This is a genomic window from Streptomyces sp. NPDC005820, assembly GCF_040630255.1.
Lineage (GTDB): Bacteria > Actinomycetota > Actinomycetes > Streptomycetales > Streptomycetaceae > Streptomyces.
On sequence record NZ_JBEXXE010000057.1, the window covers coordinates 1 to 19378 of the forward strand.

Consider the following 19378-nt stretch of genomic DNA (forward strand, 5'->3'; position numbering starts at 1 on the left):
ACGTACACCGAACTGCCCTCCAGCAATCCGGCCGTGCTCGCGTTCCTGCGCGAATACGAGGACGACCTGGTGCTCTGCGTGCACAACTTCTCGCGTTTCGCCCAGCCCACCGAGCTCGACCTGCGCCGCTTCGACGGGCGCCATCCGGTCGAACTGTTCGGCGGGGTGCGGTTCCCGGCCATCGGCGAGCTGCCCTATCTGCTCACGCTGGCCGGGCACGGCTTCTACTGGTTCCGGCTCACCCGAGCCGCGGCCCGGGTCGGCCGACGCCTGTGAGCGTGCGCCGAGGAAAGGATGGGTCACCGTGACGAAGACCGCCCCGCTCAGGCCGAGCACCGTGAGCGCCTTCCGCTCCGGGGGGCCGCTCGTCGCGCTGTTGCGCGAGTGGCTGCCCCGGCAGCGCTGGTTCGCCGGCAAGGACCGGCCGCTCACCGATCTGCGCATGCTGTCGATGACCGAGCTGTACCCGGGCTGTCTCCATCTGCTCGTGCACGCCGGGCAGTCCGGGGTGCCGACCCCCGGCGGCACTCCCCCGGCCGGTGACTGCTACCAGCTGCTCATCGGTCTCCAGGAGCATCTGTCGCCCCGGCTGGGCCGGGCCCTCATCGGCAGGGTCGAGGAGGGCCCGCTGGCCGGGCTGACGGTGCACGACGCGTTGCAGGACCCCCGCTCGGCGCAGCTGCTCCTGGAGCGGATGCGGCACCCGGGCACGCTCGGTCCCCTGTCCTTCGAGTCGGATCCGTCGGTGTCGCTGCCCGCCGGGCTGGCGCCGCGGCTGCTGGAGGCCGAGCAGTCCAACACCTCGCTGGTGTACGGCGACGCGTTCATCCTGAAGATCTTCCGGCGGATCCAGCCGGGGGTGAACCCCGATCTGGAGGTGCCGGTGGCGCTGGCCGGCCAGGGGTGCGGGCGGGTCCCCGCGCCGGTGGCCTGGTTCCGGACCACCCACCCCCAGGAGGCCACGCTCGGAGTGCTCCAGCCGTTCCTGCCCGACGCGGCGGACGGCTGGACGCTGGCGCTGCAGGCGCTGGCCCGGGGCGAGGACTTCACCGCGGAGTCCGAGGAGCTGGGCCGGGCGACGGCCGATGTGCATCTGGCGCTGGCGGCGGCCCTGCCGGCCGGTCCGGACGCCGAGGACGGGCGTACGGCGGCGGCGATGACGGAGCGGCTGGAGGCGGCGGCGCACCACGTGCCGGCACTGCGGCCGTTCGTGCCGGGTCTGACCACGGCGTTCGCCTCGCTCGCCGTCTGCGACCAGGGGCCGCCCGCCCAGCGCATCCACGGCGATCTGCACCTGGGTCAGGTGCTGCGGGCCGGGCGGGACTGGTTCGTGATCGACTTCGAGGGCGAGCCGTCCCGTCCGCTGGCCGAGCGGCGGCTCGCCCACTCCCCGGTGCGGGACATCGCCGGGATGCTGCGCTCCTTCGACTACGCCGCCCGCCAGCGGCGGCCCTGGCGGCCGGAGTGGGCACGCCGCTGCCGGGAGGCCTACTGCGCGGGCTACGCGGCCCGGGCGGGCTGGGATCCGCGCAAGAAGCACGCCCTTCTGCGTGCCTATGAGACGGATCGCGCCGTTTACGAAGTGCTGTACGAGGCCCGCAACCGGCCCGACTGGCTACCCGTACCCATGGCGGCGATCGAACGACTCGCCGTCCGAGGAGGCTGACCCCATGGCCCTGCGCGACACCGCTCCCCCCGAGGCCGCCGGCCCCCGGCCGCTCGCGGCGCCCGCGCTCGACCCCGCCGACCGCGCCCGTCTGCTGTCGGGCGCCCACCACGACCCGCACGCCCTGCTGGGCGCGCACTCGGTGGCGGGGGGCGTGCTGTTCCGGACCCTGCGCCCCTTCGCCGACTCGGTGAGTGTGCTGGTCGGCGGTGCGGCGACCCCGCTCGCCTCGGAGGAGGACGGTCTCTTCGCCGCCGTACTGCCGCTCGAGGAGGTGCCCGCGTACACGCTGCTGGTGTCGTACGACGGCGACCCGCGCGAGGTGGAGGACCCGTACCGGTTCCTGCCGGCGCTCGGTGATCTCGATCTGCATCTGATCCGGGAGGGCCGGCACGAGGAGCTGTGGCGGGCGCTGGGCGCCGAGCCGACGACCCACCAGGGGGTGGCCGGCACCCGGTTCACGGTGTGGGCGCCGAACGCCCGGGGGGTGCGGGTCGCGGGTGACTTCTGCTGCTGGGACGGGACCGCGTTCCCGATGCGCTCGCTCGGCGCGGCCGGGGTGTGGGAGCTGTTCCTGCCCGGCATCGGCGAGGGCACCCGGTACAAGTTCGAGATCACCTCGCGGCACGGCGGCCGTTTCCTGAAGGCCGATCCTATGGCCCGGCGGGCGGAGGTCCCGCCGGACACGGCGTCGATCGTGCACGCCTCGCACTACGCGTGGGGCGACGCGGAGTGGATGGCGCACCGCGGGGACGTCCCGGTGCACGAGGCGCCGTTCTCGGTCTACGAGGTCCATCTGCCGTCCTGGCGGCCGGGGTCGACATACCGGCAGCTCGCCGAGGAGCTCCCGGGGTATGTCCAGGACCTCGGTTTCACGCATGTGGAGTTCATGCCGGTCGCCCAGCACCCCTTCGCCGGTTCCTGGGGCTACCAGGTCACCGGCTTCTACGCGCCGACGGCCCGGCTCGGCACCCCGGACGACTTCAAGTACCTGGTGGACGCCCTGCACCGGGCGGGCATCGGGGTGATCGTGGACTGGGTGCCGGCGCACTTCCCCAAGGACGACTGGGCGCTGGCCCGGTTCGACGGGGATCCGCTGTACGAGCCCGGGGACGCGCGGCGGGCCGAGCACCCGGACTGGGGGACGTTCGAGTTCGACTACGCGCGGACCGAGGTGCGCAACTTCCTGGTCGCCAACGCCACGTACTGGTGCGAGGAGTTCCACGTGGACGGGCTGCGGGTGGACGCCGTCGCCTCGATGCTCTACCTCGACTACTCGCGGGACTCCGGGCAGTGGGAGCCCAACGCGTACGGCGGGCGGGAGGATCTGGCCGCGATGGCGTTCCTGCAGGAGATGAACGCCACCGTGTACCGGCGCAACCCGGGGGTCGTCACGATCGCGGAGGAGTCGACCGCCTGGGGCGGGGTGACCCGGCCGACCGACAGCGGCGGGCTGGGCTTCGGTCTGAAGTGGAACATGGGCTGGATGCACGACTCGCTCCAGTACATGACGAAGGAGCCGGTGCACCGCAAGTACCACCACCACGAGATGACCTTCTCGATGGTGTACGCCTACAGCGAGAACTACGTGCTGCCGATCTCCCACGACGAGGTGGTGCACGGCAAGCAGGCGCTGGTGTCGAAGATGCCCGGCGACTGGTGGCAGCGGCGGGCGAACCACCGGGCGTATCTGGGGTTCATGTGGGCCCATCCCGGCAAGCAGCTGTTGTTCATGGGGCAGGAGTTCGCGCAGGGGGCCGAGTGGTCCGAGGCGCACGGTCCCGAGTGGTGGCTGCTCGACCCCGGGTACGCGTCCGCGGGTGATCACCGGGGCGTGCAGGACCTGGTGCGTGACCTGAACACGCTGTACCGGGCGACCCCGGCGCTGTGGGAGCGCGACACCGACCCGGCCGGGTTCCGGTGGGTGCTCTGCGACGCGGCCGACGACAACGTCTTCGCGTTCCTGCGGTACGGCGCCGACGGCACCCCGCTGCTCGCGGTGAGCAACTTCTCGCCGGTGGTCCGTCACGACCACGTCCTGGCCGTTCCCGGTGAGGCACCGGTGTGGGAGGAGGTCCTCAACACCGACGCGGCACGGTACGGCGGCGGTGACGTCGTCCACGCCGATCCGGTCAAGGCGGCGAACGGGGAGCTGGTGCTCACGCTGCCGCCGCTGGCCACGGTGTGGCTGAGGCCGTCGTCCGTGTGAGGTAGCGCTTCAGGGGGCAGTCGGGTGCGTACCACCCGCCCGCAGCCCCACCCATCATCAGTCGGCCCCGCAGCCAGGGCGCAGAGAAAGGCCGCATCGCGTGCGCACCGTCGGAGTGGAGGAGGAGCTCCTCCTGGTCGACCCGGAGACCGGGGAGCCCAGGGCGCTGTCCGCCGCGGTCCTCGCCCGCGCCGCGCGGTGCGAGGTGGCGGAGCAGGAGCCCGTCTTCCAGAAGGAACTGCACAACCAGATGGTCGAGTTCGCCACCCATCCCCAGTCGGAGATGGGTGAGCTCGGCGCCGATATCGTCCGGATCCGCGCGGAGGCGGCCAAGCACGCGCGGGAGGCCGGCTGCGCGGTCGCCGCGCTCGCCACCTCCCCGCTGGCGGTGCGCCCCTCGGTGAGCATCGGGACGCGCTACCGGTGGATGGCGGACCAGTACCGCATCGCGACCCGTGAGCAGATCGTGTGCGGCTGTCACGTACATGTCTCGGTCGACTCCGACGAGGAGGGGGTCGCGGTCATCGACCGGCTCCGGCCGTGGCTGTCGGTGCTGACCGCGCTGAGCGCCAACTCGCCCTTCTGGCAGGGCCGGGAGACGGGGTACAGCAGTTATCGCAGCCGGGTGTGGCTGCGCTGGCCGTCGGCCGGCCCGACCGAGCTGTTCGGGTCGGCCGATCGCTACCACCGGCGGGTGGCGGACATGCTGGCCACGGGGACGATCCTCGACGAGAAGATGGTCTACTTCGACGCCCGGCTGTCGGCGCGCTGGCCGACGGTGGAGGTGCGGGTGGCGGACGTCTGTCTGCACGCGGACACCGCCGTCCTCGTCGCGACGCTGGCGCGGGCCCTCGTGGAGACGGCCGCCCGTGACTGGGAGGCCGGGAAGGAGCCGGTGGACCACAGCGTCAGCCTGCTGCGGCTGGCCGACTGGCGGGCCGCCCGCTCAGGTCTGACCGGGGACCTGGTCGACCCGCTGACCATGCGGAACGCGCCCGCCGAGACCGTCGTACGGTCGCTGCTGGAGTACGTCGAGGACGCGCTCTCGGACAGCGGGGACCTGGAGCGGGCCCGGGAGACGTGCGCCGGGCTGCTGCTGAACGGCAACGGGTCCCAGGTGCAGCAGGAGGTGTTCGAGCGTACGGGCAGTCTGCGCGAGGTCGTCACCACCTGCGTACGGCATACGCAGGGCTGAGGCGGCTTGGCCGGTTTCCGTCTGCCCCCTGTGACAAGCGAGGGTCACCGACGCTCATCACTTAGTCGGTTCCCGGCCACAACCGGTCCGACCTGGGCTACATTCGCCAGCGTCGATAACAGTACTCGTCGACAGGGTCACCCTTCGTCACGTCAGGAGCAGCGTATGCGCGACTTCGCTGTCGCTCCCCCAGCCGTTTGGCCCCTGACCGGAGGGCTCGCCGACAGCGTTTTCGAGACAGCGTCCCGCACTCCCACGCTCACCGTCCTGGCCCGCCGCCGTGAGCCCGGCTCGGCCACCTGGGAGGAGGTGACGGCCGTCGAGCTGCGCGACGAGGTGGTGGACCTGGCCAAGGGGTTCGTGGCCTCCGGGATCACCCCCGGCCACCGGGTCGCGATCATGGCGCGTACCCGGTACGAGTGGACCGTCCTCAGCTACGCCCTGTGGGCGGTGGGCGCCGAGGTGGTGCCCGTGTACCCGACCTCCTCGCGGGACCAGGTCGAGTGGATCCTGCGGGACTCGGCCTGTGTGGGTGTGGTCGTCGAGGACGAGCAGAGCGTCATGACGGTGGGGTCGGTGTGCGCGACCCTGCCCCGGCTGCGGCACGTCTGGCAGCTGGACACGGGGGCGCTGGCGGAGCTCGCGCGGCGCGGCGAGTACGTGCCGGTGACCACCGTGGACTCGCTGCGCCGGATCGTGCTGCCCGACTCCACCGCGGTGATCGCGTACACCTCGGGCACCTCGGGCCGTCCGCTCGGCTGCGCGCTGAGCCACCGTAGCCTGGCCAGCCCCTGCGACACCCTGCTCGCCGGCTGGGGCCACACGGCGGCGCGCGCCGGTGAGCAGGCCTCCGTCCTCGCGTTCCTGCCCTTCTCCCATGTGTACGGTCTGATGATCCAGGGGCTGTGCCTGCGCGGCGGCATCGTGATGGGGCACGAGCCGGACCTCGGCGGGGAGTCGCTCGCGACGGCGCTGCGGACCTTCCGGCCGACGTATCTGTACGCGGTCCCCTCGGTGTTCGAGAAGATCTACAAGAACTTCCTGCGGGCGGCCCAGGAGGCGGGCCGCGGGGCGCTGTTCGAGCGGGCCGCGGAGACCGCGCGGGACTTCGCCGCGGCCGTCGAACGGCAGCGGCTCGGCCGTGGTTCGGGCCCCGGCTTCGACCTGCGGCTGCAGCACGCGCTGTTCGAACGGACGGTGTACCGCCGGCTGCGGGCGGCGCTGGGCGGCCGTGTCCACCGCGCCACCTCGGGCGGCTCGCCGCTCCATCGCGACCTGTCCCTGTTCTACGAGGGCATCGGCGTGTACGTCCACGACGGATACGGGCTCACCGAGACCAGTGGCGGGGTCACCATGCAGCCGCTGGGCCGGGAGCGGTCCGGGACGGTCGGGCAGGCCCTGCCGGGCACGGACATCCGGGTGGCGCAGGACGGGGAGATCCTGGTGCGCGGCCCGTCGGTGTTCCAGGGCTATGTCAACGACGACGCCGCGACCCGGGCGGCGCTGCGGGGCGGCTGGCTGGCCACGGGCGATCTGGGCTTCCTGGACAACGAAGGCTATCTGACCATCACCGGGCGCAAGAAGGACGTCATCATCACCAGCAGCGGCAAGAGCGTGGCGCCGGCCGCGCTGGAGCAGCGGCTGCGGATGCATCCGCTCGTGCACCAGGCGGTGGTCGTCGGGGACAACCGGCCCTGCGTGGGCGCGCTGATCACCCTGGACCCCGAGTTCCTGGCGCACTGGCGCGGCAGCCTGACGCTGTACGGGGAGGGCCGTGAGGCCCGTGAGGAGAACGCGCTGCGGGAGGAGATCGCCCGGGCGGTGGCGGCGGCCAACAGCACGGTGTCCCGTTCGGAGTCGATCCGCGCCTTCCGGATCCTGCCCCAGCCCTTCGACCAGTCCAACGGTCTGCTGACCCCGTCGATGAAGCTGCGCCGCGACTCGATCGTGCGGCACTACGCGGCGGAGATCGAGGCGATGTACCAGGCGCGGGCCCGGCCGCCCCGGCAGGCCCCGGCGGAAGAGGTCCTGAGCTGGGACGACGGGGACGACGTGTTCCGCTGACCGGCGCCGGGCCGGGGTGGCCGCAGGTGGGGCGGACCGGCGTGCGTAGGGCGGGCCGCGTCGGGAACCCTGTGAGTGGCGACGAGAGATCCGTACGAGAAAGGACGCCGGCCCCCGCCGGGCAGAGGGCGCGGAGGGCCGCACCCACCCCATGGCGATCGACCCGCGCGGTGACGACTCACGGGCCTCCACGGCCGTGCCGGGTCGCACCGTGCGGTTCGCCGGCGAGCCGCACGATGTGACCGGCGCGCGGCTGGCCGCGGAGGAGTTCCTCGACGCGCTCGCGGAGGTCACGCCGCCGTCGGCGCCGGAGTGCTGGCACGACATCGTGCTGATCGTCACGGAACTGGCGTCCAACGCGGTCCGGTTCGCGCCGGGGCCGTTCGAGCTGGCGCTGCGGCCGACCTTCGACGGGGTGCACGTCACCCTGCACGACACCAGTGCGGTGCCGCCGGCCCCGCGGCCCTTCCGGCCGGACAGCGGGGGCGGCGGCATCGGCTGGTATCTGATCGAGGCGCTGTGCACACAGGTCAGCGTGGTCCCGGACGGGGCGGGCAAGGAGGTCCACGTGTTCCTGCCGTGGTGAGGCACGGCCGTGCCTCGGTGGGGCGGAGCGGCACCGGCACGCGGAGGGCATGAGGGGAGGGTTCCGGGGTAGCCGCTCGGCGCGAGAAGAAGGCCGCAGCCCCTGGAGGAGGCAGTCGTGTCCACCGCCCAGCACCCCCTGTCCGTCGAGGTCGACGTGGTCCGGGAGGACGTCGCCCTGGTCACGGTCGAAGGTCATCTGGACCTCGACACCGCGAACGAGCTCCAGGCGCAGCTGGCGAACCAGCTCCACCACGGCCGCCGGCACTTCCTGCTCGACCTCTCGGCCGTGCCGTTCATGGACTCGTCCGGGATGAACATCATCCTGCGCGTCTATCACGAGGCCCGCGTGCTGCCCGGCAGCGTCCACGTCATCGCCCCGACGCCCGCCGTGCGGCGCGTGCTCGATCTGACCGGGGTCAGCCTCACGGTGCCGATCTCGCGGGACGTCGGTGACGCGCTGGCGCTCGTCGACCGGGGCGAGGACGGGATGCATCAGGACGACTGACCGGGGAGCCGCGTCGCACCCGTTTCACGTCAGTGACCTCCTGTCACCCCAATTGTCATGTACCTCGACCTACCCGGAGGTACCTGGCGTACGCGACCCTTGCGCGGGGTACGACGGGAGCCTCAGCAGAAACGTTCGTCTGCATGCCTCGCCCGGCTGGCGGAACCGGTCCGGGCGGGGTGGGATCGATGGGGTGCGAAAGGCTCGCGGGAGGGCACGCGCATGACGTCGGGCAGACCGCCTGGAGCCGCAGAAAGGGATGGACACCGTGACACGACCCAGGATCCTGGTGGTGGGCGCGGGCTTCGCCGGAGTGGGATGCGTTCGACGTCTGGAACGCAAGCTCGCCGGTTCCGAAGCCGAGATCACTCTGGTGACGCCGTTCGCCTACCAGCTCTATCTGCCGCTGCTGCCGCAGGTCGCCTCCGGGGTGCTGACGCCCCAGTCGATCGCCCTGTCGCTGCGCCGCAGCAGGAAGTACCGCACCCGGATCATCCCGGGCGGCGCCATCGGTGTGGACCTGAAGTCGAAGGTCTGCGTCATCCGCACGATCAACGACGAGATCGTGAACGAGCCGTACGACTACATCGTGCTGGCTCCCGGCAGTGTGACCCGCACCTTCGACATCCCGGGGCTGACCGAGCACGCCTTCGGCATGAAGACGCTCGCCGAGGCCGCGTACATCCGCGACCACGTCATCACCCAGCTCGACCTCGCCGACGCCAGCCACGACCCCGCCGAGCGGGCCTCCCGGCTGCAGTTCGTGGTCGTGGGCGGCGGCTACGCGGGCACCGAGACCGCCGCCTGTCTGCAGATGCTCACGCACAACGCGGTCCGGCGCTATCCCCGGCTGGACCCGGCCCTGATCAAGTGGCATCTCATCGACATCGCGCCCAAGTTGATGCCGGAGCTCGGCGACAAGCTGGGCTCCAGCGCGCAGAAGGTGCTGCGCAGGCGGGGCATCGACATCTCGCTGGGCGTGTCCATCGCCAAGGCGGGACCGGAGGAGGTCACCTTCACCGACGGACGGGTGATCCCGACCCGCACGCTGATCTGGACGGCCGGGGTGGTGGCGAGCCCGCTGATCGCGACGCTCGGCGCGGAGACCGTGCGCGGGCGGCTCGCGGTCACCTCGCACATGGACCTGCCGGGCCAGGACGGGGTGTTCGCCCTCGGCGACGCGGCCGCCGTGCCGGACGAGGCGAAGGCCGCCAAGGGCGAGCCGGACGCGGTCTGCCCGCCGACCGCGCAGCACGCGATGCGGCAGGGCAAGGTCGTCGCCGACAACGTCATCGCGACCCTGCGCGGGCAGCCGACACGGCCGTACGTGCACAAGGACCTCGGTCTGGTCGTCGACCTCGGCGGCACCGACGCGGTGTCCAAGCCGCTCGGCATCGAGCTGCGGGGGCTGCCCGCGCAGGCCGTGGCGCGCGGCTACCACTGGTCGGCGCTGCGCACGGGCGTGGCCAAGGCCCGGGTGCTGACGAACTGGACGCTGAACGCGGTCGCGGGCGACGATTTCGTCCGGACCGGGTTCCAGACACGCCGGGCCGCCCGGCTGAAGGACTTCGAGTACACGGACAGCTATCTGACGCCCGAGCAGGTGCGGGCGCACGTCGAGGGCTCGGGTCCCGGGTCCGGGTGACGGCAGCGGGGGTGAACGCGGCGGCCCGATGGCGGGACCGGGTCGCCGCGTCCGATCCCGGGCTGCTGCGGCTGGCGGCGGGGCTGCGGACGGTGGCCGCGATCTCGCTCACGCTGGCCGTGCTCTCGCTGCTGGGCGCGGACGTCCAGCATCTGGTCGCGGGGGCCATCGCGGCGATGGTCGCCACCTTCGCGATCCGCGAGAAACAGCGGCCCCGGCAGGCGGTCACCCTGGCGCTGGGGCTGCCGGTGGCGCTCGCCTCGGTGTCGGTGGCGGCGCTGCTCGGCACCCGGCAGGTGGCCGGTGACGTCTTCTTCGTGGTGCTCATCTTCTGCGCGGTGTACGGCCGCCGGTTCGGCGACCGGGGCACCACCCTGGGGCTGGTCGGCTTCCAGGTCTACTTCCTGGCCCTGTTCGTGGGCGTCACCACCGACAGCCTGGCCGGGTTCTGCGCGGTGATCGCCGTGGCCTTCGCATGCAGCGCGGTGGCGCGGTTCGCGCTGGTGCCGCAGACCCCGGCGGGGATCCTGGAGCGGCTGCGGCAGGCGTTCCGGGCCCGGCTGGCGCAGTTGATCGACGCCCAGCTGGAGTTGCTGGACGCCGGTCCTGACGACGTGGACAAGGCGCTGGAGCATGCGCGGGAGGGCACCGCGCAGCTGCACGAGACGGCGATGATGATCCAGGGCCGGCTGGAGGAGGGCACCTCGGACCAGGCGGTGGCCCGGCTGGTGCAGCGCCGGATCGCCGACGCGGAGATCACCGCCGAGCGGCTGGGGCTGATGCTGCTGACGGCGCGCGGTGCGGAGCGCGCCGACACCCTGACCATGCACCTGCCCGGGGCGCCGCTGCCCGAGGGCGGTCATCTGCCGGTGCGCGACGGGGCGCTCGACACCCTGCGCCGGGATCTGACGGACCTGCAACTGCTCGTACGGCAGCCCGGGGCGGACGGCGCGGCCACGGCGCGGGTGCGCAACCGGCTGCTCGGGTACCGGGACGAGGAGAACCTGCCGGCGGCGTCGCCGGACGTGCAGGACGTCTTCCGGGGGCTGGGCGAGGCGGCGCGGGCGGTGCTGGGGCTGCGGATCGCGCTCGACGGGCCGCAGGACGAGTCGGAGGACAGTCCCGAGACGGCCCGGTCCCGGGAGGAGCTGGACGCGGAGGACGCGGCCATCGCCGCCGAGGAGGAGGAGCCGCAGGAGACGGGGCTGCGCCGGCCGACCACCCGGGCCGCGGTGCAGGTCGCCGTCGGCTCGTCGCTGGCGATGGTGGGCGGCGAGCTGCTGTCCGCGCACCGCTGGTACTGGGCGGTGCTGACCTGCTGGATCGTGTTCCTCAACACCGCGTCCACCGGGGAGATCCTGGTCAAGGGCTACCGCCGGCTGCTGGGGACCGTGCTCGGGGTGGTCGCGGGCATCCTGCTCGCGGGGAACGTCGGGCATCACACGTGGACGGCGTTCGCGGTGGTGCTGCTGTGCGTGTTCGCGATGTTCTACACCGCGCCGCTGTCGTACACGCTGATGTCCTTCTTCGTCACGGCGGCGCTGGGGGTGCTGTACACGCTGCTGCACACCTACAGCCTGTCGGTGCTGGTGCTGCGGATCGAGGAGACGGCGCTGGGGGCGGCCTGCGGGGTGGTCGCGGCGGCGCTGGTGCTGCCGGTGAAGACGGACCGGCGGACGAACGAGCTGCTGACGACCGTCCTCGACCGGCTCACCGACGTCACCTCGGACGCCGTCGACCAGCTCAGCGGCGGGCCGCCGGCCGAGCTGCTCGACCGGGCCCGGGACCTGGACGAGGCACTGGCGGACCTGCGGGCGGCCACCCAGCCGCTGACGCATCCGGTGACCCCGCTGCGGACCCGGCGGGACACGGCCCAGTACGTGGTCGCGCTCCTGGAGACGTGCGCGTACCACGCCCGGTCGCTGGCGGCGACCGCGGAGCTGCTGCCCACGCATCCCTCGATCGCGGCGGATCCCCGGCTGCGCGGGGCCGGACAGCGGATCCTGCACAACATCGGCGCGATCGCCGCCCGGGTCGCGGAGGAGCCGGCGGCCACGGCCGAGGTGCTCACCGGGCCGAGCATCGCCTCGCTGCTGAAACCGGGCGGAATCGGCACCCCGCGCTACGGCCGGGTCACCGACCGGGTCCTGCGGCATCTGCAGCGGCTGGACGAGGCCGTACTGGGACTCGCCCGACCGCTGGGGGTGCCGGTGACGCGCCCGCCGGGGGTACCGGTCGCCGGCCCGACGGTGTGATCTGACGGTCAGAAGTCGGTGGGCAGGTCGCTCGCGGCGGCGATGCCGCGCAGTGCCTCGATGTCGTGCTGCCGTTGCCGGATGCAGCCGGCGATCTCGGCCAGGCGGTCGGGGTCCTCGGCGGTGACCGCGTCGGTGACCACCCGGACCGGTCCGGTGCCGTCCACGTGGATCTCGACCAGCTGGTTGTCCAGGCGGCCGGTGAGGGCGGTGGCGATGACCAGGGCGGCCTCGTCGCGGATCTCCTGGGGCAGCTCGTCGGTGTCGTCCGGGTCCAGGGCGAAGTCGAGACTCTCCGGGGGCTGTTCCTCCAGGGCGCGCAGCGCCGGGGCGACGATCCTCATCAGCAGCCGGTAGTCCTCGCTCTCCATGCGCAGGCGCAGAAGGTCGAGGTACATGTCGACGGGCCGTGCGTCCGGCGGGAACTCGGATTCGTTCATGTGCTCCGGGTTCCCCGGCATCCGGGTGTCAGACCTCGCGCCGGCGGCCCAGGGCGTGCAGATATTCCAGGGCGTCCAGCAGGACGGTGCGGTCGTGCCAGGCCAGCCAGCGGCCCGCCTCGGCGCCCAGGTCGCCGAGGGTCCTGAGCCGGTCGGCGCGCAGGGAGTCCAGCGGGCGGTCGGCGTGTGCCGAGACCATGCCGACGCAGGCCCCGGAGGACGCGGTCAGGGGCACGCTGTGACAGGCCCTGCTGCCGGCGGCGAGGACGGCCGCGCGGGCGGGCTCGGTGAACACCGGGTCCCGCTCCACGTCCCGCACGGTGACCTGGGCGACCTCGCGGGCGGCCTTCGCGCAGGAGGTGCCCTCCTCGCCGACCTGGGCGAAGAAGTCCAGGAACTCCTCCGTCAGCCCGGTGTGCCGCTCTATGCGCAGCTGTCCGGTGACGCGGTCGACCATCTGCACATTGCCCATGTCGGCGCCGACCACGTCGAGCGTCCGGCTGAGCACGGCGCCCAGCACCGCGCCCCGGCTGCGGCCGCCCGGCGGGTCCTGGCACGGCAGGAAGCGGAGCGGCGGCTCGGGCCGGCGCACCCGCCGGGGGAACCACAGCACGGTCCCTCCGTCCGGCCGGGGCGTGGTCACCAGGACCCCGGCGAGGGTGCGCATCTTGACGTTGTACCGCTGCGAGGCGCGCCGCATGAGCGTGAACGCGCCGTCCGCGTCGGGAAGGGCGTACCGCTCCTGCAGCATGCCCTGGGCCTGCGCGATCAGCGGATGGGCGCGGCTGCGGGCGCGCAGCGCCCGCACCTCGGCGCGCAGCCGCAGCACCTCCTCGCGCTCCCGGTTCTCGTCCGCCGTCCCTGGTGCCGTCGCGGTCATGGGATCTCCGTCCGGTCGGCGTCGTACAGCCGCGCGCACACGGCTGCTGCGGCACGTCTGCCCCGGCCGCCCCCGGGTACACGTGCGGGGGTTCAGCCCCCGCCGTCGTGGCGGCGCTGCCCCAGGGCCTCCTCGCGGACCCGCTCGCAGCTGCGGCTGATGAGCCGGGAGACGTGCATCTGGGAGATGCCCAGCCGGTCGGCGATCCGGCTCTGGGTCATGTCCTCGAAGAAGCGCATGTAGAGGATGGCGCGTTCGCGTTCGGGCAGGCTGCGCAGGCCCTGCCGGGCGGACTCGCGGTCGACGACGGTGTCGTACGAGGTGTCCGGGCCGCCCAGGGTGTCGGCGAGGCTGTACCCCTCGTCGTCGGTGCGGAGTTCGGCGTCCAGCGAGAGGGTGCTGAAGCTCTCCAGGGCCTCCAGACCGGCGCCGACCTCGTCCTCGGTCAGGCCCGTGCGGGCGGCGAGGTCGGCGACCGAGGGCTCGGGGGAGCCCGGGTTCTGGGTGAGTTCGCGGCGGGCGATGCGTACCTTGTTGCGCAGTTCCTGGACCCGGCGGGGCACGCGCAGCGCCCACATCCGGTCCCGGAAGTGCCGCTTGATCTCGCCGGTGATGGTGGGCACGGCGTAGCTCTCGAAGGCGCCGCGCTCGGGGTCGAAGCGGTCGACGGCCTTGACCAGGCCGAGCGCGGCCACCTGCCGCAGGTCCTCGACGGCCTCGCCGCGGTCGCGGAACCGGCCGGCGATGCGGTGGGCCATGGGCAGCCAGGCGGTGACGATCTCGTCGCGCACGGCGTCCCGCTCCGGCCCCTCCTCCAGGGTGGTGAGCCGCACGAACATGCGGGCGGTGTCAGGGGCGTCGTCATGGGTCCGGCGGGATCGCGCAGTGGAACGGGCGGATCCTGCGGGACGGCTGGTCGACAGGTCGATGAGCATGCTGAATCGGCTCCTGAACGGTCGTCTCGGGGATTGACCACGGGAGGGGCCGCCGTCGTCCGGGGCTCGCGGGAGCGGCCCGGAGCGGACATACCGCTTCCGTCGGCGCGCCTCCGGTCCGAAGCACGAACCTCCGTCTGCCCTGCCGCCGGAGGAACAAACTCCGTTCGCGGGGCGGCCTTTCAGAACACGGGGACCACGGCGGTGATGCGCTTGCCGCCGGAGGGCAGGCCGGACACGCTCACGTCCCGGGCGAGCCGGCACACGATCGGCCAGCCCCGGCCGCCGCTGCGGGTCCACCCGTGCTCGTCGAGCGGGTGGGCCACCACCGGCAGCCGGTCGCTGCGGTCGCTCACGGAGACCCGTACGGCGGGTCCGTCGAGTTCCACGGCGTACGCGGTGACGCCGCCGCCGTGGAGGATGGCGTTGGTGGCGAGTTCCGAGGCGACGAGCAGGGCGTCGCCGAGGGCCTCCTCGTCGTACGGAGGTCCGCCGCCCCCGCACCGCCCGGTCACCGCCCGCAGTACGGCCCGGCGGACGTCGCAGGGCCGGCAGGGGCCCGCCGCCGCGCCGGGATCGGGTCCGCGCGGTGCGTCGAGCGCGTCCGTGCGGTCGGTGGATTCGTTGACACGCATCCTTTCGCTCCCCTGGCCGTTCCCGTGCGGGTGGATGGGTGGTCGGACCGAGGGGCCGGCGGTCCACGGGCGCGCCCGGTACGGTCCCCTCCGGGCGGCGCGGGCCCCTCCCTGTTCGGCTGGCCGCCCGGGCGGACTCCAAACATGCGGGGCGCGGAGAGTCGTCGGACCGGCCGCCGGAGGGTACATATCAGGCATGACCGATGTCGTGGACGCGGGTGAACTGCTGCGCCGCATCCAGCGCGCGAGGGCCTGCGCGCGGGAGGAGCTGCGGACCTGGCGGGCCCGGAGCGGGGAGCTGGAGCGGGACGATCCGGACGCGGCGCGCGAGGCCCGGGTGCGCGGTCTGGCGTACGAGGCGGTGCTCAGAGCCCTGGACGAGATAGTGACGCCGGGCCGGGCCGGCGTGCAGCACTGACCCGGGCGAAGTGAAACAGGTCACGTGACCGGGTTCCTGGTGCGCGAAAACCCCTTGGATGGTTTACGGTTCATCCATAGGCGGTGAGCGAGGTCGAGAGCCAGTCTCCTTCGCACACCATCCTTGACGGCCCTGGCTGGCTTCCCCCGTCCAGCCAGGGCTTTTTCCTGCCCTTCCGCCGAAAGTCACCTCCGCCGAGGTGCCCGGCGGCCCGGCAGCGGCTGAAATGGGCTGTGGAGACAAGCACCGCGACCGATCGCCCGGCGAGGAGCACCGCGCCATGACCAAAGCGACGAAACTGCTGACCGCCCTTCCCCCGCCCCAGCGCCAGAGGCTGATGGAGCTCGCCCGGGAGGTCTCCTTCCCGGAGGACGCGCGGATCTTCGAGGCGGGCGGCCGGGCCGACCGCTTCTGGGTCGTCCGCTCCGGCGCGGTCTCCCTCGTCCAGCCGGTGACCTCGGTGCAGCGGGTCACCGTCGCGAGCCTCGGCGCCGGTGATCTGCTCGGCTGGTCCTGGCTGTTCCCGCCGTACCAGTGGGACTTCGGCGCCGAGGCGTTCAGCCCGGTCCGCGCCTACGAGTTCGAGGCGCAGCCGGTGCTGAAGCTGTGCGAGGAGGATCCGGCGCTCGGGGTGACACTGGTGCGGATCGTGGCCGAGATCCTCGCCCACCGGCTGGAGATGACCCGGGGCCGGCTGCTGGAGCAGTACGGAACGCGCCGGCGCGGGGCGCTGTAGCCGGCCCGGGCGGGTCAGACGCGGTAGCGGCGCAGCGCCGGTACCGCGACGGCCAGGGCCAGCATCACCGCGACGACCAGCAGACCGCCGCCCGCGACCGCAGCGCGGGGGCCGAAGACGGCGCCGGCGGTGCCGTGCAGGACGTCGGCGAGCCGCGGTCCGCCGGCGACGACGACCGTGAAGACGCCCTGCATACGGCCGCGCATCTCGTCGGTGGCGGCGGAGAGCAGGATCGCTCCGCGGAAGACCATCGAGACCATGTCGGCGACGCCCGCGGCGGCCAGGAACAGCACCGCGCACCACAGACTCGTGCTCAGCCCGAACCCGGTGATCGCGGCGCCCCAGGCGACGACCGCGCCGATCACCATCCAGCCGTGCCGGCGGGCCCGCGAGAACGTTCCGGAGAACAGTCCGCCCAGCACCGCGCCGATGGGGATCGCCGCGAACAGCAGACCGAGGGCGAGCCCTTCGCCGTAGGAGGCGTACGTCTCGGCGGCGAGCTGCGGGAACAGGGCGCGGGGCATGCCGAGAACCATGGCGACCACATCGGCGAGGAAGGACAGCAGCAGGACCTTGTGCCGGGATATGTACCGGAAGCCCTCGGCGATCTCGCGCACCCCGGCCCGCCGCGCCACGGTGGCCGCGAGCGGCGGCAGCGCGGGCAGCCGGACGACGGCCCACAGCGTCACGGTCAGGGCGAGGGCGTCGAGCAGATACAGCTCGGGCAGGCCGATCACGGGGATCAGGGCACCCGCGAGGAGCGGGCCCGCGACCAGTCCGGTCTGCATGACCGTTGAGCCCAGGGCGTTGGCTGCGGCGAGCTCCTCGGCCGGGACCAGACGGGCGATCGAGGCGTTGCGGGCGGGCGCGTTGAGGCCGAAGAACGCCTGCTGGGCGGCGAGCAGCAGCATCAGGACGGCCACCGAGTCCAGGCCCGAGACCGCCTGGAGCCAGAACAGCACGGAGGTGACGGCGATCCCGCTGTTGGTGATCAGCATCAGCCTGCGCCGGTCCATGGTGTCGGCGACCGCGCCGCCCCACAGGGCGAACACCACCATCGGCACCAGCCCGGCGAGGCCGGCGTAGCCGACCCAGGCGGAGGAGCCGGTGATGTCGTAGATCTGCTTGGGCACGGCGACGGCCGTCAGCTGGCTGCCGACGGCCGTGACGATGGTCGAGGACCACAGTCTGCGGTAGGCGGGGCGGCGCAGGGGACGGGTGTCCATCGCCCAGCGGCGCCAGCCGCGCCGGGGCGCCTCCTCGGTACTCGGGCCGTCGTCGGTACCGGCCTCGCGTGCGGTACCGCTGCTCTCGCTGGTGTCCACGGGCGTCCTGGTTGCTCGTTACATCTTTCGGGTCGGGGGCCACTATTTCAGCAGCACCAGTGGTTTCGCCGCCCTTTTGGACATGCGGTCTCACCATACGGACTCAGGCGCCCGTGACGAGCAGCACCCCGAGGGTGATCATCGTGGCCGCGACCAGACCGTCCAGCACCCGCCAGGCGGCGGGCCGGGTCAGGAATCGGCCGAGCAGCCGGGCGCCGAAGCCCAGGGCGGCGAACCAGCACAGACTGGCGAAGGCGGCGCCGAGGCCGAAGGTCCAGCGCAGCGGGCCGCGGTCGGCGGCGATCGAGCCCAGCAGGAAGACGGTGTCGAGGTAGACGTGCGGGTTGAGCCAGGTCAGGGCGAGGCAGGTGAGCACGGCCCGGCGGCGTGAGCCGGCCACCTCGCCGTCGGTGACGAGCGCGTCCGCGCCGGGCCGGATCACCCGGCGGGCCGCCAGCAGCCCGTACCCGAGCAGAAACGCGCCGCCGACCCACCCGACCACGGTCAGGGCGTCCGGCCAGGCCACCACCAGGGCGCCCACCCCGCCCACGCCGAGGGCGATGAGGACGGCGTCGGACAGGGCGCAGATCCCGACGACGGCCAGGACGGCGTCGCGGCGGATCCCCTGCCGCAGGACGAAGGCGTTCTGGGCGCCGATGGCGACGATGAGCGAGAGACCGGTGCCGAAGCCTGCGGCCGCGGCGGCTAGTGCGGTGGACATGACCTCCACGCTAAGGAGACGATCACCGGACGTACAGCTAAAGATTTTTACGTACCATTAGCGCTCGTGAAGGACCATGATGAAGGACTCGTGATGAAGGGCTCATGATGATCGACCTCCCGCTGGAGCAGGTGCGCACCCTGCTGGCCGTGGTGGACGAGGGCACCTTCGACGCGGCGGCCGCCGTCCTGCATGTGACGCCGTCGGCGGTCAGTCAGCGGGTGAAGGCGCTGGAGCAGCGCACGGGCCGGGTCCTGCTGCTGCGCACCAAACCGGTGCGGCCGACGGAGTCCGGTGAGATCGTCGTCCGGTTCGCCCGGCAGCTGGCCCGGCTGGAGCGCGACACGCGGTCCGAGCTGGGCATGAGCGGGGCCGGTGAGCCGACCCGGGTGACGGTCGCGGTGAACGCGGACTCGCTGGCGACCTGGTTCCTGCCCGCCCTGAGCCGGGTACGGCAGGAGCCGCCGCTCTGCTTCGAACTCCACCGCGAGGACGAGACCCGTACGGCGGAACTGCTGCGGGAGGGGCTCGTGATGGCCGCGGTCACCTCGTCGCCGGAGGCCGTGACCGGGTGTTCGGTGCGTGCGCTGGGCACCATGCGCTATCTGGCCGCCGCCAGCCCGGACTTCGTGGCCCGCCATCTCGAGGACGGCCCCTTGCACGAGACCCTGGCGCGGGCGCCGGTGCTGGCCTTCGACCGCAGCGACGACCTCCAGGACGCGTTCGTCCGCGGGCTGCGGCGCGGCGCATCGGGGGCGAGTCCGGTACGACACGCCGTGCCGACCTCGGAGGGATTCGTGGCCGCGGTGGCCGCGGGGTTCGGCTGGGGCATGGTCCCCGAGGCCCAGGCCGACACCCTCCTGCGGACCGGCCGCCTGATCCCCCTCGCCCCCGACCGCCCCCTGGACGTCCCGCTGTACTGGCAGCAGTGGAAGCTCGACTCACCCGCCCTGGCGACGGTGGCCGAGGCGGTGGCGGCGGAGGCGGCGGGGATGCTGAGGGGCTGACGGGCTGACGGGCTGACGGGCTGGGGGGATGAGCGGCGGAGGCGGCCGGGATGCTGAGGCGGCCGGGATGCTGACGGGCTGAGCGGCTGAGGCGGCCGGGATGCTGAGCGGCTGAGGCGGCGTAGGCGGCGCAGGGCCGTGCCGGGTGGCTGAG

General features: G+C 72.9%; 18 protein-coding genes. 12 read left to right on the forward strand and 6 right to left on the reverse strand.

Annotated elements, in window-relative coordinates:
- From ABZ464_RS44770 to ABZ464_RS44810, 9 genes are all read left to right on the forward strand, one after another.
- A partial coding sequence (locus tag ABZ464_RS44770) for an alpha-glucosidase C-terminal domain-containing protein (RefSeq protein WP_359287691.1) occupies positions 1 to 276 on the forward strand: 276 nt, incomplete at its 5' end.
- A gap of 61 nt (positions 277 to 337) precedes the next feature.
- On the forward strand, positions 338 to 1666 hold the full coding sequence (locus ABZ464_RS44775; protein WP_359287750.1) for a maltokinase: 1329 nt from the start codon (positions 338 to 340) through the stop codon (positions 1664 to 1666).
- A gap of 4 nt (positions 1667 to 1670) precedes the next feature.
- A complete protein-coding gene (gene glgB, locus ABZ464_RS44780) occupies positions 1671 to 3875 on the forward strand; it encodes a 1,4-alpha-glucan branching enzyme (protein WP_359287692.1) in 2205 nt (734 codons plus the stop codon).
- A gap of 100 nt (positions 3876 to 3975) precedes the next feature.
- Positions 3976 to 5070 carry a glutamate--cysteine ligase gene (locus tag ABZ464_RS44785; RefSeq protein ID WP_359287693.1) on the forward strand — a complete coding sequence of 365 codons (1095 nt, stop codon included), beginning with the start codon at positions 3976 to 3978 and terminating at the stop codon, positions 5068 to 5070.
- Positions 5071 to 5235: 165 nt separating this feature from the next.
- Positions 5236 to 7134 (forward strand): AMP-dependent synthetase/ligase, encoded by a 1899-nt coding sequence (locus ABZ464_RS44790; protein ID WP_359287694.1) that lies wholly within the window; start codon positions 5236 to 5238, stop codon positions 7132 to 7134.
- Positions 7135 to 7285: 151 nt separating this feature from the next.
- The gene (locus tag ABZ464_RS44795; protein WP_359287695.1) at positions 7286 to 7720 is read left to right on the forward strand and encodes an ATP-binding protein; all 435 of its coding nucleotides are present in this window, start codon (positions 7286 to 7288) and stop codon (positions 7718 to 7720) included.
- 117 nt (positions 7721 to 7837) lie between these two features.
- Positions 7838 to 8227: an STAS domain-containing protein gene (locus ABZ464_RS44800; protein ID WP_359287696.1), complete on the forward strand. Its 390-nt coding sequence runs from the start codon at positions 7838 to 7840 to the stop codon at positions 8225 to 8227.
- A 259-nt stretch (positions 8228 to 8486) separates the two neighbouring features.
- Positions 8487 to 9872: an NAD(P)/FAD-dependent oxidoreductase gene (locus tag ABZ464_RS44805; protein WP_359287697.1), complete on the forward strand. Its 1386-nt coding sequence runs from the start codon at positions 8487 to 8489 to the stop codon at positions 9870 to 9872.
- The gene (locus ABZ464_RS44810; protein WP_359287698.1) at positions 9869 to 12127 is read left to right on the forward strand and encodes an FUSC family protein; all 2259 of its coding nucleotides are present in this window, start codon (positions 9869 to 9871) and stop codon (positions 12125 to 12127) included. The genes ABZ464_RS44805 and ABZ464_RS44810 overlap by 4 nt, the downstream gene beginning before the upstream one ends.
- Positions 12128 to 12135: 8 nt before the next feature.
- Here the strand turns inward: ABZ464_RS44810 and ABZ464_RS44815 are convergent, their stop codons facing one another.
- From ABZ464_RS44815 to ABZ464_RS44830, 4 genes are all read right to left on the reverse strand, one after another.
- A complete protein-coding gene (locus tag ABZ464_RS44815) occupies positions 12136 to 12567 on the reverse strand; it encodes a hypothetical protein (RefSeq protein ID WP_359287699.1) in 432 nt (143 codons plus the stop codon).
- A gap of 28 nt (positions 12568 to 12595) precedes the next feature.
- Positions 12596 to 13447 (reverse strand): ANTAR domain-containing protein, encoded by an 852-nt coding sequence (locus ABZ464_RS44820; RefSeq protein ID WP_359287700.1) that lies wholly within the window; start codon positions 13445 to 13447, stop codon positions 12596 to 12598.
- Positions 13448 to 13539: 92 nt separating this feature from the next.
- On the reverse strand, positions 13540 to 14382 hold the full coding sequence (locus ABZ464_RS44825) for a SigB/SigF/SigG family RNA polymerase sigma factor (protein WP_359287701.1): 843 nt from the start codon (positions 14380 to 14382) through the stop codon (positions 13540 to 13542).
- 182 nt (positions 14383 to 14564) lie between these two features.
- The gene (locus tag ABZ464_RS44830; RefSeq protein ID WP_359287702.1) at positions 14565 to 15017 is read right to left on the reverse strand and encodes an ATP-binding protein; all 453 of its coding nucleotides are present in this window, start codon (positions 15015 to 15017) and stop codon (positions 14565 to 14567) included.
- Between the two features lie 196 nt (positions 15018 to 15213).
- On the opposite strand from ABZ464_RS44830, the gene ABZ464_RS44835 reads away from it, so the two are divergent.
- Both ABZ464_RS44835 and ABZ464_RS44840 read left to right on the forward strand, forming a co-directional pair.
- Complete coding sequence (locus tag ABZ464_RS44835; RefSeq protein WP_359287703.1) at positions 15214 to 15435, forward strand: hypothetical protein; 222 nt, start codon at positions 15214 to 15216, stop codon at positions 15433 to 15435.
- Positions 15436 to 15715: 280 nt separating this feature from the next.
- Positions 15716 to 16171, forward strand: coding sequence for a cyclic nucleotide-binding domain-containing protein (locus ABZ464_RS44840; protein WP_359287704.1), 456 nt, complete (start codon positions 15716 to 15718; stop codon positions 16169 to 16171).
- Between the two features lie 14 nt (positions 16172 to 16185).
- On the opposite strand, the gene ABZ464_RS44845 is transcribed toward ABZ464_RS44840, so the two are convergent.
- Together ABZ464_RS44845 and ABZ464_RS44850 are read right to left on the reverse strand one after the other, a co-directional pair.
- Positions 16186 to 17496: an MFS transporter gene (locus tag ABZ464_RS44845; RefSeq protein WP_359287705.1), complete on the reverse strand. Its 1311-nt coding sequence runs from the start codon at positions 17494 to 17496 to the stop codon at positions 16186 to 16188.
- A gap of 103 nt (positions 17497 to 17599) precedes the next feature.
- Entirely contained in the window at positions 17600 to 18217 is a 618-nt protein-coding gene (locus ABZ464_RS44850) for a LysE/ArgO family amino acid transporter (protein WP_359287706.1), read from the reverse strand.
- 104 nt (positions 18218 to 18321) lie between these two features.
- Between ABZ464_RS44850 and ABZ464_RS44855 the strand changes: the two genes are divergently transcribed.
- Positions 18322 to 19224, forward strand: coding sequence for a LysR family transcriptional regulator ArgP (locus ABZ464_RS44855; RefSeq protein WP_359287707.1), 903 nt, complete (start codon positions 18322 to 18324; stop codon positions 19222 to 19224).
- Positions 19225 to 19378: the final 154 nt, after the last annotated feature.